We start from the raw sequence: 12232 nt of genomic DNA on the forward strand, positions 1-12232 counted from the left end.
GACCGGAACGGCCTCACTTGTCGACGATCGTCGGGAACACGTCCGCGAAGCTGATCGTCTTGCCGAACCCGCTGGCCACGATGAACGCGATACCCAGGACGACGGCGAGCAGTACCACCCCGAAGCAGACCCAGCCGAGCGCGGTGCCCAGCGGGCGCGGGGTCGGCCCGGTCACGCCGGTCTCGTGCACCTCGGCGTCGCCGCCGCCGCCCCAGGCCAGCGACCGCACCCCGAGGGTGAACAGGGCCGGCAGCCCGGCACCCAGCAGCAGACCGGCCAGCAGGACCCGCCACGCGCCGTCCAGCGCGAAACCCAGATTGTGCATCTCGTACGGCTCCTTCTCAGCTCGCCGCGGCGGCGGGGACCGGGGCGGTGACCGCCGGGGCGGGCTCCCACTCGTCGTTGACGTTGTGGTGGTCCACCGGGGCCCGCCGCGACCACAGGTACATGGCCGCGGAACCGACCACCAACAGGGTGAAGATGGCCAGGGCGCCGCCCATGCCGCCGATCAGGTGGCCGATCCACCACATGACCGCGCCGACCAGACCGGCCGCGGGCAGGGTGACCAGCCACGCGGCCACCATCCGGCCCGCCACGGCCCAGCGCACCGAGGCACCGGCCCGGCCGACGCCGCCACCGATGATGGACCCGGTGGCCACGTGCGTGGTGGACAGCGCGAAGCCGAGGTGGCTGGAGGCGAGGATGACGGTGGCCGCAGCGGACTGCGCGGCCATGCCCTGCGGCGGGGTGATCTCCACGACCCCCTTGCCAAGGGTCCGGATGATGCGCCAGCCGCCCAGGTAGGTCCCGAGGGCGATCGCGACCGCACACGCCACCTTGACCCAGAACGGGATGTTCGCGGTGTCGTGCCACTGCCCCGCGGCGATCAGCGCGAGGGTGATGACGCCCATGGTCTTCTGCGCGTCGTTGGTGCCGTGGGCCAGCGAGACCAGCGAGGCGCTGCCGATCTGGCCCCACCTGAAACCGGAGTCGGTGAACCGCTGCGCCACGCCGATGCTGGCGCGGTAGACCAGCCAGGTCCCGGCCGCGGCCACGATCCCCGCGATCATCGGCGAGAGTACGGCCGGCAGCAGGACCTTGCCGATCACGCCGTCGAGCTTGCTGCCGTCACCGGCCCAGTTGACCCCGGCCCAGCCCAGGCCGGCGACCGTGGCGCCGATCAGGCCGCCGAACAGGGCGTGCGACGAGCTCGACGGCAGGCCGAGCAACCACGTCAGCAGGTTCCACAGGATGCCGCCGGCCAGCCCCGCCAGGATGATCAGCAGCAGCGCGGTGCCGCCGTCGGAGAGCAACTCGGGCTTCGGGGCGCCGGTCTTGCCTTGGATCTTGACGACGGCGTTGGTGACCGTCAGGGCCACCTCCACGGACAGGAAGGCGCCGATCAGGTTGAGGACCCCGGACAGGGCGACGGCGACTTTTGGCCGCAGGGCGCCCGTGGCGATGGAGGTGGCCATCGCGTTGGCGGTGTCGTGGAACCCGTTCGTGAAATCGAACGTGAGCGCGGCGACGATCACCAGCGCCAGGATCACCGATGTGGTTGTCACGCGGCGATGGTGACCTGCCCGGGCCACGTTGATCCAGTGGGTGAACCACACATGTAAAGGAGTTCCGCATTTGTTTGCCTAGTGTTTCCCTAACTCCTCGTTTGAGTGACGGTGAAGTAACAGGAGGTGACCGTTTGGCGGGAATGGACGGCCTCGTTAACCAACCGTTCGCCCGCGCGGGGCGTCCGGTCCTTACCATCGACGCCGGTCACATCGGCATGAGCCGGGCCGCCAGCGCCACCGCTTTGAGGTCGCCCTCGCGCAGCCGCGCGGCCGCCTCGGACTCCCCCAGCACCTCCAGGCGCGTCACGGCCGTACCGATCAGGCGGGCATCGCCGGCCAGCAGATGACGCGCCAGCCGGGCCTGCGCGGGACTGAGCGACGCGTACGCGCAGTTGTCCAGCGCCGTGATGGTCTCCTCGTCGAGGGTGCCGGCCAGCGCCCGTTCCGTGACGACGTTCAGCAGCCACGCGGGCCACCAGCTGTATCGCCCGATGAGCAGGCCCGACCGGACCGCCTGGGCGGGCTCCTGACCGCCTCCGAGCAACCGCAGGGCCAGCGGGATGTCGAAGTAGTCCAGGCGCAGCGCGGTGACGAACAGCTTCGCCAGCTTCACCGTGCCGACGTACGGTTCGCAGGCGGACGCCGCCTTCGGGTAGCGGCCCAGCAGGGCGTCGCACAGGGCCGCTGCCTCGGCGATCGAGCCCGTCCCGGTCGACCGGTCGGCGATGCGGTCCAGGGTCGCGACGAACCGCTGCAGCGCGTTGTCCGCCCGTTCGGCCGCTTCCGGACTGTTCGGCCGCTCCAGCCGCCGGACCACGATGTCGGTGGCGATCTCCGCCTCGCGGCGCAGCAGCGGCGACGGGATGTGCGGCAGGATCAGCTCACCGAGCCCGTCGACCGTGTACGCCGCGTCGAAGCGCTCGGACGCCGCCGGGAACTGCGCCCACCAGCTCTCCGGATGCCGCCCGCTGCGCTGCGCCACCACGCCAACAGCGTCGCCTACGGGCAGGCGCCACACCGGGCAAACCCGCGAGCTCGCCACCGGGTGGAGCTCGGCGGTCAGGGGGTCCACCGAAAGGCGGAGTCGGCCGCCCGCCAACCCGCCGAGCGCCAGATACCCGGCCGGGCCCGGCGCCAGCAGGCTGAGGAAGGCCACCACGCACCGACACCCTGGGGGACAACGATGGCGGACACGGCACCGCTCGCGCACACCGACGTCCTGGTCCTGGACTATCTCGCGGCGCTCTGGGCCGAGACCGAGGACCTCACGCCGGAACTGCGCGACGAGCTGATGACCACGGTGGCCGACTACGTCGCCCGCCGGCGGGCCGCGGGCGGCGAGCATCCGGAGCGGATCATCCGGCGGCTGGGGCCGCCCGAGGATCTGGCCGCGGCCGTACGCCGGGGACGGATGCCCCCGCACCTGCGCCTGCCCGCCCTGATGCCGGTCGCGGCCCCGGGTCCCGCCGCCGGGACCACCGACTACGTGGCGATCGTCCTGCTCATCGTCGGCGCGGTGTTCCTCCCGCTCGTCGCGCCGCTGGCCGGGATGGCCCTGGTCAGCGGATCACCGCGGTGGACCCCCGCGCAGAAGGCGGCGGCCTGGGTGCTGGCCGCCACCCCTTCGCTGTGCGGGATGCTGCTGCTGTTCGGGGGCATGCTGCTGGCCGCCGAGGTCGGGCCGGTGGTGCTGCTGGCGTACCTGGCGATGGTGGCCGGTCCGTTCGTCGCGGGCCTGACCCTGCTGCCGGGCCTGAGCGCCCGCCCGCAGGCCGCCTGAGGCGCCCGCTCAGATGAGGCCGGAGCGGCGCCACAGGGCGACGCCCGGGCCGCCGATGAGGCCGAGTTCGTCCAGGTAGGAGACCACTCGCTGGCCGGCCCAGCGCAGCGTCGCCAGATGGTGCGGATTGGTCCGGGCGGCCCGGCGGCCGACCTCGGGCGAGATCCCGACGCAGCGGTACACCTGCGGCGACACCATCTGGGTGCCGGTCAGGTACGCCGACCGGGCGATGATCATCCGGTCGTAGGCCAGCCGGGTCCGCCCGGCGGTGCGTACCTGGCGGGCCAACTCCTCGCGGGCGTACCGGACGTGGCGGGCCTCCTCGATGACGTGGATGCGCGACACCATGCGGACCAGCGGCTGCAGCGACTCGTCCGCGGCGGACTCCCGTTGCAGCGCGTCCAGGACCTCCTCGGCGATGAGGATCGCCGCGAACATCCGGGGGCCGGTCGCGGTCGCCGCCAGGAACCGGCCCAGCAGGTCGTCGACCATGCCGACCCGGTACGCCGGGCAGCCCAGCTTGGACAGCATCCGGCCGAACATCACCGAGTGCCGGCACTCGTCGGCGACCTCGGTGAGCGCGTACTGGGCGTGGGCCTGGGTGGGGTCCTGGCGGTAGTAGTCGCGCAGCAGCAGCTGCATGAGGATCGTCTCGAACCAGATGCCGAGGCCGGCCACGCTGGCCACCTCGTGCCGGGTCAGCGTGATCCGCTGCGCCTCGGTCAGCGAGTCCCACAGCGGGGTGCCGTAGAGGCTGCAGCGGTGCGGGGGGACGAAGTAGCGGTCGGGCGCCAGCGGGGCATCCCAGTCGATCTCCACGTCCGGGTCGTACGTGTGCGGCGGGGACGAACGCAGCAGGCGGGTGGCGGTCACGTCGCGGGCGGGGGGTGGGGTCACCATGACGAGCCTCCGGGATCGGGGGTTGACGTTACCCGAAGTAACAGTTACTTCTAGTACTATGAACTCGGTCGATGCCTCCGTCAACACCCGGCACGACGGCCGCCGGGGCCGCTGGGCCGATCACCGCGAGCAGCGCCGCGCCGAGCTGACCACCGCCGCCATCGAGGCCATCCGGGAGCTCGGACCCGAGATCGGCATGGAGTCGATCGCCGCGCACGCGGGCGTCAGCAAGCCCGTGCTCTACCGCTACTTCGCCGACAAGTCGCAGCTGTGGCAGGCGGTCGGCCAGCAGGGTGCCGCATTCGCGATCGCGGCCATCGGGCCGGCCGTGGCCGCGGTCCGCGAGGAACGCGACGTCATCCACGCCGCGATCGACGCGTACCTGGCGCACATCGAGGCCGACCCGCACCTGTACCTGTTCGTGGTGCACCAGCCCGGCATCGCCCGCGCCCGCGACGTGGTCGCCGAGGTCATCGACACCGTGGCCAGCGGCCTGGCCAGCATCCTCGGCGACCGGCTGCGCGCCCTGGGCCTCGACACCGGGCCCGCCCTGCCCTGGGCGTACGGGGTCGTCGGCTACGTGCAGACCACGGCCGACTGGTGGCTGCGGCGGCAGAAGCCGATCAGCCGGGCGGCGCTCAGCGACTACCTGACCACGCTGCTGTGGAGCGGCGTATCCGGCATCAAGGCGGCGGCCGACCTGCCGGGCGGGCTGGCGGTGACCGGGCGATGACCGGCCTCCACGAGCTGTCCGGCGTGGACGAGCAGTACGCGGGCGTCGCGGTGCTGCGGGTCGACGGCCGGGACACCCCGGTGACCGTCCGGCTGTCCGCCCGCTTCGAGCCGGTCGAGGGCCGCTACCGGTGGGCCGGCCGGGCCGGCGCCGGCGACGACCTGCACGCCGGGTTCCGCTCCGGCCTGCGCGACGGCACCCTGCTGATCGGGACGGGCCCGGCGGTCGCCGTCCGGCTGGGCGAGCCCGATCCGTGGGGCCGCCTGCGGCTCACCGGCACCGGCCTGCCCCCCTGGTACCGGCCACCCGGCGGGCCACAGCCACCCGTCGCGGCGGCTGAGGAGGGGGGCCGGCTCCGGGCCGGACGTACCGAAGGGGCCGAAGGTCCCTACTGACCTTCCGGCCCCGGGCGCGAGCCTGACTCTGGGGGTTTCCCTCCCGTGGGCGCCACGGCCGTGGCGTGCCGCACGTCGAAGGTCCCTTCCATGAGGACATGCGAGCCATGAGGACATCCGAGCGCCGGCGCCGCAGCGCCGTCCACCGATGACGGCCGGGACCGCCCGGGCGTCCCGACCCCGGCGGTTGCGCCGCAGCGCCCCGGCGCTGACGCCGTGGGCGCAGGCCCGCGCGCTGGCGCGGCGGCTGCCCACGGCGCTGCCCCCGGAACGGATACCACTGGACGCCGCGGCGGGCCGTACGCTCGCCGCCGCGGTCGTGGCCGCCGCCAGCCTGCCGGGCACGGACGACGCCGCGGTGGACGGGTACGCGGTCCGCGGCATCGCACCGTGGCGCGTGGTGGGCCGTGCCCTGGCCGGGCACGGCGGCCCCGCCGCCGTCGCCGCCGGGGAGGCCGTGGAGATCGCCGCGGGTGCCGCCATCCCCGAGGGCACCCACCGGGTGGTCCCGTACGAGGAGGCGCAGCGCGACGGTGACCTGGTCTGCACGGCCAGCGTGGCGGCCCGGCGGCACATCCGCGGCACCGGCGAGTACGCCGCGGCCGGCGACCCGGTGCTGCCCACGGGCGCCGTGCTCACCCCCGCCGCCCTCGGCCTGGCCGCCGCGGTCGGCCTGGACACGGTGACGGTGCGCCGCCGCCCCTCGGTGCGGCTGCTGGTCACCGGCGACGAGATCGTCGCGGCGGGCACGCCGCCGCCCGGCGCCGTCCGCGACGCGGTCGCGCCGATGCTCGCGCCGATGCTGCGCGGCTGGGGTGCCGAGGTCGCCGCGCCCCGGTACGTCCCCGACCAGCCCGCGATGGCCGGGACCGCGGCCATCGCCGGGGCGGTCCACGACGCCGAGGTCACCGTGGTGTGCGGCGCATCGTCGGCCGGACCCGCCGACGGGCTGCACCGCTCGCTGCGCCTGCTCGGCGCCTGCGTGCACGTCGACGGGGTGGCCTGCCGACCGGCCGAGCGGCAGGTGCTCGCCCAGTTCGGCGACCGCTGGCTGGTCGGCCTGCCCGGTGATCCGTACGCGGCGCTGGTCGCGGCGCTCACCCTGCTGGAGCCGCTGCTCGGCGGCCTCGCCGGCCGGTCCCCCGCCCCGGCGGCGCAGGCGCTGCTCATGGGCGATGTCCGCGCCGACCCGCGCGCCACCCGGTTGTTGCCGGTCGTCCAGCAGGGCGCGTACGTGCTGGGCCACGCCACGGCCCCGCCCTGGCATCTGGGTGACGCGGCGCAGGCCGACGCGCTCGCCGTGGTCCCGTCGACCTGGCGGCCGGAACGGCCGGTGGAACTGCTGGCCCTCGGCTAGGACCCCGGTTCGTCCTGGATCACCCGGGTTGTCGCGGGCGGGCCGACGTTCGCCCGGTCCGCGTCTGGGTTCGCCGTGGCCCGGCCCGGGTACCGTCACCGCAACGGTCCACGCATCCGGCGCGGCCCGGCCCCCCAGCCAGCCGAGCGACCACGCGGACGATGACCCAGCAGACGACCCTCGAACACCCGGCCGACGCCCCGCCCGCGGCGGGCGGCACGCGACGGCGGCGATGGCCGTTCGTGCTGGCGGCGGTGGCCCTGCTGGCCCAGATGGCGGTCGCGATGCTCACCACGGCGGTGCAGCAGACCCCCACCATCGACGAGCCCGTGTACGTCGGGACCGCGGTCGTCTACCAGCAGCAGCACAGCCTGCGGTACAACCCCGAACATCCGCCGCTCGGCAAACTCCTGATCGGCGCCGGACTGGCGTTCGCCCAGCCGCATCTGGCGGCGCCCACCCGGCGCGACACCCAGGAGAACCTGGGACGCACCCTGCTGTACGCCTCCGGCAACGACCCGTACCGGCTGATGCTGCTGGCCCGCCTGCCGGTGATCGTGCTGACGCTGCTGTTCGGCCTGGTGGTGCTGGCGTTCGCCACCGAGCTGGCGGGCCGGTGGGGTGGCCTGCTGGCCCTCGCCCTGTACGCCTTCTCCCCCGACGTCATCGCGCACGGCTCGCTGGCCACCCTGGACGTGCCCGTCGCGGGTTTCCTGCTCACCGCCGCGTGGCTGCTGTGGCGGGCCCGGAAACGCCCGCGGCTGTACCTGCCGCTGGCCGGGCTGGCCCTCGGCGCGGCGCTGGCCACGAAGATGAACGCGCTCGTGGCCGTACCGGTGATGCTGGCGCTGGCCGCGCTGTCGGCCTGGCCCGCGACCCGGCGCACAGCGGAGGCAGCGGACGCAGCGGCGACCCGGCGCACAGCGGAGGCAGCGGACGCAGCGGCGACCCGGCGCACAGGAGAGGCAGCGGACGCAGCGGCGATCCGGCGCACGGCGGACGCGGCGGCGGACGCGGGCGCGATCCCGCGGCAACGGGGCGCGGCGGGTGGGCCCGGTGAGGACCGGACGCGGCGGGTGCTGCGCGCCGCCGGGGCCGCGGCCGTGGTGGCGGTGTGCGCGATCGCGGTGGTGTGGGCGAGCTACCTGGCCGTGGATCCCCGGCTGCGCTGGGTGGCACCGCCGGGCGTACCGGCCATCGGCGGGCTGCGTGGACTGGTCGCGGACTGGCTGCCGGTGCCCGCGGCGTACTCGGACGGGATGCGGATCCAGTTCGGCTTCGAGGACGACACGTACCGGGGGTTCCTGTTCGGGCGGCAGTACCGCGGCGCGCTGTGGTACTACCTGCCGGCGGCGCTGCTGGTGAAGACGCCGCTGGGCATGCTGGCGCTGTGGGCGGCCGGGGCGGTGCGGATGGTGGCGACCCGCCGGCTGTGGCCCGCCGCCGCGTACGTGCTGCTTCCGGCCGGGGTGCTGCTGCTGTTCGCGATGACCGGGGCCCGCGACTTCGGCACCCGGTACGCGATCTTCCTGCCGATGTTCCTGGCGGTCGCGGCGGCCACCGTGGTGACCCTGCGCCGTCCCCGCTGGGCAGCGGCCGCGGCGGCCGCGCTCGTGGTGTTCGTGGCGGCCAGCTCGCTGCGGACCTTCCCGTACTACCTGCCGTACTCGAACGAGGCGTTCGGCGGGCCCGCCAAGACCCACCTGCGGCTGCACGACTCGAACGTCGACTGGGGGCAGGACCTGGGGCGGCTGGCGGACCGGCTGCGCGAGCGGTATCCCGGCGAGCCGGTGTGGCTGGTCTACAAGGGCAGTGGCGTCCCGGCCGCGTACGGGATCACCGCCGGCAACCCGCTGGCCGTCCCGCCGGAACGGGTGCGCGGGCTGCTGGTGGTGTCGGACTCGCGGATCGCCCGGCCCGGCAGACAGTTGCGGGAGCTGATCGAGAGCAGCCGGCCGGTCGACACGGTCGGCCACTCCATCACGATCTTCCGCCGGCCGGGGTGACCGGAGCGGCTACAGCGGCGGGCGTACCACGAAGGTGGCCGCGTCCCCGGTGGAGGCCGGCGCCAGCACCAGCTTCCCGCGCCGGACGGTCACGTACCGGTCGGGGTAGTTGGCGGAGCGCAGGGTCACCCGTTCGCCCGGCTTGTCGGGCACCGGGCAGAACGTCGCGTCGGCCGGGAAGGTGCTGTCGCTGGACCGCTGCCGGTCCACCCGGACCAGGAACGTACGGTGCCGCAGGAAGTGACCGGGACGGGCGGCCGACTCCAGCGACACGCACGCCGGATCGGCCAGGCCGGGGCGGACCACGAAGCGGGTGGCGAGGCGGTCGGGGGCCGAGTCGCCGGGCCGTACGGTGCCGATCCAGGCGTGGGCCCGGCCGTGCCCCAGCCGGTGCCCCGGCCTGGCGGCCGGCTCCAGGCCGATGACCGCCCCGGCCACCAGTGCCGGAACGTCCGGCGACGGAGGCGCGGGCGGGGGCGGCTCGGTCGACGCGGTGGCGCCGGTCGTCGTGGCGGTGGCGGGCACCGGCACGGTCGCGGACGTGGCGTGCGCGGGTCGGGCGGGGTCTTGCGACTCGGGCGCGACGGTGCCGGTGGTATGCGGCGGCGCGACCGTACGGGTGCCGGGCACCGCGACGGGGTGGCTGGACCCGGGGGTGACCGGGCTCACCGGCTCGGCGGCGGTCGAGGGCACGATGAAGCGGCTGGGTGCCGCGGAGCGTGTCTCGCGGACCAGCAGCATCGGTACGGCGATCGCGACGGCCAGCAGCACGGCGGAGCCGGTGAGCGTGACCTGGCGCAACCGCGCGCCCTCCTCTGTGGACATCAGTTCCAATCCCTGAACGCCGACGGTGACCGCGACAGACTATGGTCGGCTCCCCGGCCACGATCCGCAAGGGCGAAAATGGCGGCGCTCGCCACGTCGGCACGGCATCCGACCAGCAAGATCACGGCGTAGACCAGGGCAGATCGGGGCGTAGACCACGCCGGGGTCCGGGCCGGACGGGAGCGGGCCAAGAGGCCGCAAACAGGCCGGGCCGGGCGGCCGGCAACGGTTGACACGCCGGTCGCCGTTCGGCGTAGGTTTGCCGGGTGAGCGACGACTGGCCGACCGCGGGCACCCTGCTGGCCTCCCGGTACCGGCTCACGACCCGCCTGGAGACCGGCGGAATGGCCGAGATCTGGCGCGCCGACGACGAACTGCTCGGCCGCCCGGTCGCGCTGAAGCTGCCCACGAATCTCACCTCCACCGCCGCCGAGCTGCTGCAGCTCGCCTGGAAGGAGGCCCGCGCCGGGGCCCGGCTGTCGCACCCCAACGTGGCGGCGGTGCACGACTACACCGAGGCGATCCGGCCGGACGGCTCGCTGGCCCCGTTCGTCGTGATGGAACTGCTGGCGGGCGAGACGCTCGCGGCCCGGCTGGACCGCGCCGTGCTGCCCTGGCGGGAGGCCGCGACCGTCGCGGCGGCGGTCGCGGACGCGCTGGCCGCGGCCCACGCGACCGGGGTCGTGCACCGCGACATCAAGCCGGGCAACGTGATGCTCACCCCGACCGGCGTCAAGATCCTCGACTTCGGCATCAGCGCGGCCACCGGCGAGCCCGACGACGACGAGAGCGGCCGGACCTTCGGCACCCCCGCGTACGTGTCCCCGGAGCGGCTCGACGGCCGTCCCGCCCAGCCCGCCACGGACGTCTACGGGCTGGGCGTCCTGCTGTACGAGATGGTGACGGGCGACCCGCCGTACCCGGTGGACACCTGGGAGGAACTGGACGCCGCCCGGCGGCACCCGCCCGCGCCGCTGCCCGAGACGCTGCCCGCGCCGTTGCGGGAACTCGTGCGGCAGTGCCTGGCCGAGGACCCCGCGCAACGCCCGGGCGCCGGGCCGGTCCGGGACCGGCTGATCGCGCTGGCCCCGCCGCGGCGTGGCGGCGCGGGCAGCACCGGGGGCGGATTCGCCGCCGGTCGCGCCCCGGCCCGTACGGTCGCGCTGACCCGGCCGCCCCGGCGCCGCCGACCGCTGCGCGCCGCGCTGGTCGGGCTGGCCGTGGCCGCCGGGGCCGGGTTCGTGGTGCTGGGGGCGGCGCTGCGGATGGACGAGCCGGGGCCGTCGGCACCACCGGCGGTGGCGGCGCCGCCGTCACCCGTACCGTCCGCGACCAGCCCCCGCGCGCGGCGCAGCACGCCGCCGCCGACCCCGCTGGACCTCGACGCCGCGCTGCGCCGGGTCGACACGGCGGTGCGCGACGGCCGGGCCGCCGGCCAGATCCGCCCCGACGTCGCCACGGACCTGGCGAACCTGCTGCGGCCGCTGGCCGGGGCGGCGGCCGGTGACGTCGCGGATCGGGTCGCCGACCTGCGGCGCAAGGTGACGCAGCGGGCGAGCGAGGGGGCCATCGCCGCCGACCGGGCCGAGATCCTGCAGTCCCGCCTCACCGACCTGGCCCGGGCCGCCCGCGCCTGACCGGGCCGATCAGGCGGAGCCGCGCACCACCAGCCGGGTACGCAGGACGATCTCGCAGTCGTCGAGGTCCTCACCGTCGAGCTTGGCCAGCAGCAGCCGGACCATCTCCTGGCCCATCTGCTCGATCGGCTGGTGCACGCTGGTCAGCGGCGGCTCGGTGTGCCGGGCGATCACGGAGTCGTCGAAGCCCACGACCGCGATGTCGCCCGGCACCCGCAGGCCACGCTCCCGCATGACCCGCATGGCTCCCGCCGCCATCATGTCGGAGGCCGCGAAGACGGCGTCGACGTCCGGATAGTGCTCGAGCAGCCAGCGCATCGCGGCGGCGCCGCTCTCCTCGCTGAAGTCACCGACCGCCACCGGGCCGTGGCCGACGACGTCGCGGAAGCCCTCCAGCCGGGCGACACCGGCGGCCATGTCCTGCGGCCCGGCGATGGCGGCGATCCGGCGGCAGCCCTGCTGGTGCAGGTAGCGCACGGCGTCGCGGGCACCACCCCGGTTGTCCGCGTCGACGACGCAGCCGCGCGCGGGATAGGTCGCCCGCCCGGCCCGCACGGTGGCCAGGCCCCGCTCCTCCAACTTGGCCGGCAGCGGGTCGTTGCCGTGCAGCGAGAGCAGCAACGCCCCGTCGACGTGCTGCCGGGTCAGGTAGCCCTCCAGGCGCTGCCGCTCCTGCGCCGACTGGGCGATCATGAGCAGCATCTGCAGGTTGCGGACGATCAGCGCCGAGGAGATCGACTGCACGATCCGGCCGAAGAACGGTTCCGCGAAGAACCGCTCCCCCGACTCGAAGATCACCAGAGCGATCGAGTCCGTACGCTGCGTCACCAGCGCCCGGGCCGCGCGGTTGGGCACGTAGCCCAGCTCCTCGATCGCGTCCTGCACCGCCTGCCGGGCCTGCGGGCTGACCTGCGCCGAGCCGTTCACCACCCGGGAGACCGTTCCACGGCCCACGCCGGCCCGCAGCGCGACCTGATCCAGGGTGGGCCGTCCCGTCGAACGGTTGCGCCCGCTCGTCATCGCGCCCACGC

At 74.8% G+C, this 12232-nt stretch carries 12 protein-coding genes; 6 read left to right on the forward strand and 6 right to left on the reverse strand.

Annotated features, from left to right (window positions below):
* Positions 1-13: 13 nt before the first annotated feature.
* From EV385_RS01800 to EV385_RS01810, 3 genes are all read right to left on the reverse strand, one after another.
* Positions 14-325 (reverse strand): hypothetical protein, encoded by a 312-nt coding sequence (locus EV385_RS01800; RefSeq protein WP_130507861.1) that lies wholly within the window; start codon positions 323-325, stop codon positions 14-16.
* Between the two features lie 16 nt (positions 326-341).
* Positions 342-1565 carry an inorganic phosphate transporter gene (locus EV385_RS01805; RefSeq protein ID WP_130507862.1) on the reverse strand — a complete coding sequence of 408 codons (1224 nt, stop codon included), beginning with the start codon at positions 1563-1565 and terminating at the stop codon, positions 342-344.
* Positions 1566-1773: 208 nt separating this feature from the next.
* Positions 1774-2727 carry a hypothetical protein gene (locus tag EV385_RS01810; protein WP_242624646.1) on the reverse strand — a complete coding sequence of 318 codons (954 nt, stop codon included), beginning with the start codon at positions 2725-2727 and terminating at the stop codon, positions 1774-1776.
* A 24-nt stretch (positions 2728-2751) separates the two neighbouring features.
* Here EV385_RS01810 and EV385_RS01815 point away from each other — a divergent pair, with 24 nt between their 5' ends.
* Positions 2752-3348, forward strand: a complete 597-nt coding sequence (locus tag EV385_RS01815) for an HAAS signaling domain-containing protein (RefSeq protein ID WP_130507863.1) — start codon at positions 2752-2754, stop codon at positions 3346-3348.
* A 9-nt stretch (positions 3349-3357) separates the two neighbouring features.
* Here EV385_RS01815 and EV385_RS01820 read toward each other — a convergent pair whose 3' ends face one another.
* On the reverse strand, positions 3358-4248 hold the full coding sequence (locus EV385_RS01820) for an AurF N-oxygenase family protein (protein WP_130507864.1): 891 nt from the start codon (positions 4246-4248) through the stop codon (positions 3358-3360).
* Between the two features lie 58 nt (positions 4249-4306).
* On the opposite strand from EV385_RS01820, the gene EV385_RS01825 reads away from it, so the two are divergent.
* The 4 genes from EV385_RS01825 to EV385_RS34765 all read left to right on the forward strand — a co-directional run bounded on the left by EV385_RS01825 (position 4307) and on the right by EV385_RS34765 (position 8739).
* Positions 4307-4981 carry a TetR family transcriptional regulator gene (locus EV385_RS01825; RefSeq protein ID WP_130507865.1) on the forward strand — a complete coding sequence of 225 codons (675 nt, stop codon included), beginning with the start codon at positions 4307-4309 and terminating at the stop codon, positions 4979-4981.
* Positions 4978-5376, forward strand: a complete 399-nt coding sequence (locus EV385_RS01830; RefSeq protein ID WP_207229730.1) for a DUF4873 domain-containing protein — start codon at positions 4978-4980, stop codon at positions 5374-5376. Before EV385_RS01825 ends, EV385_RS01830 begins: the two co-directional genes overlap by 4 nt.
* Positions 5377-5524: 148 nt before the next feature.
* Positions 5525-6733 (forward strand): molybdopterin-binding protein, encoded by a 1209-nt coding sequence (locus EV385_RS01835; protein WP_130507866.1) that lies wholly within the window; start codon positions 5525-5527, stop codon positions 6731-6733.
* Between the two features lie 161 nt (positions 6734-6894).
* On the forward strand, positions 6895-8739 hold the full coding sequence (locus tag EV385_RS34765) for an ArnT family glycosyltransferase (protein WP_423203005.1): 1845 nt from the start codon (positions 6895-6897) through the stop codon (positions 8737-8739).
* Between the two features lie 9 nt (positions 8740-8748).
* Here the strand turns inward: EV385_RS34765 and EV385_RS01850 are convergent, their stop codons facing one another.
* A complete protein-coding gene (locus EV385_RS01850) occupies positions 8749-9564 on the reverse strand; it encodes an AbfB domain-containing protein (RefSeq protein WP_130507867.1) in 816 nt (271 codons plus the stop codon).
* A gap of 266 nt (positions 9565-9830) precedes the next feature.
* Here EV385_RS01850 and EV385_RS01855 point away from each other — a divergent pair, with 266 nt between their 5' ends.
* On the forward strand, positions 9831-11201 hold the full coding sequence (locus EV385_RS01855; protein ID WP_242624647.1) for a serine/threonine-protein kinase: 1371 nt from the start codon (positions 9831-9833) through the stop codon (positions 11199-11201).
* Between the two features lie 9 nt (positions 11202-11210).
* On the opposite strand, the gene EV385_RS01860 is transcribed toward EV385_RS01855, so the two are convergent.
* On the reverse strand, positions 11211-12221 hold the full coding sequence (locus EV385_RS01860) for a LacI family DNA-binding transcriptional regulator (protein WP_130507868.1): 1011 nt from the start codon (positions 12219-12221) through the stop codon (positions 11211-11213).
* Positions 12222-12232: the final 11 nt, after the last annotated feature.

The sequence above is a fragment of the Krasilnikovia cinnamomea genome, assembly GCF_004217545.1.
Lineage (GTDB): Bacteria > Actinomycetota > Actinomycetes > Mycobacteriales > Micromonosporaceae > Actinoplanes > Actinoplanes cinnamomeus.

Excerpts from the sequence above, each read along its gene's own strand:
- EV385_RS01800 (WP_130507861.1), bottom strand. The coding sequence starts at position 325 with ATGCACAATCTGGGTTTCGCGCTGGACGGCGCGTGGCGGGTCCTGCTG.
- EV385_RS01815 (WP_130507863.1), top strand. The coding sequence starts at position 2,752 with ATGGCGGACACGGCACCGCTCGCGCACACCGACGTCCTGGTCCTGGAC.
- EV385_RS01820 (WP_130507864.1), bottom strand. The coding sequence starts at position 4,248 with ATGGTGACCCCACCCCCCGCCCGCGACGTGACCGCCACCCGCCTGCTG.
- EV385_RS01825 (WP_130507865.1), top strand. The coding sequence starts at position 4,307 with ATGAACTCGGTCGATGCCTCCGTCAACACCCGGCACGACGGCCGCCGG.
- EV385_RS01830 (WP_207229730.1), top strand. The coding sequence starts at position 4,978 with ATGACCGGCCTCCACGAGCTGTCCGGCGTGGACGAGCAGTACGCGGGC.
- EV385_RS01835 (WP_130507866.1), top strand. The coding sequence starts at position 5,525 with ATGACGGCCGGGACCGCCCGGGCGTCCCGACCCCGGCGGTTGCGCCGC.
- EV385_RS34765 (WP_423203005.1), top strand. The coding sequence starts at position 6,895 with ATGACCCAGCAGACGACCCTCGAACACCCGGCCGACGCCCCGCCCGCG.
- EV385_RS01850 (WP_130507867.1), bottom strand. The coding sequence starts at position 9,564 with ATGTCCACAGAGGAGGGCGCGCGGTTGCGCCAGGTCACGCTCACCGGC.
- EV385_RS01860 (WP_130507868.1), bottom strand. The coding sequence starts at position 12,221 with ATGACGAGCGGGCGCAACCGTTCGACGGGACGGCCCACCCTGGATCAG.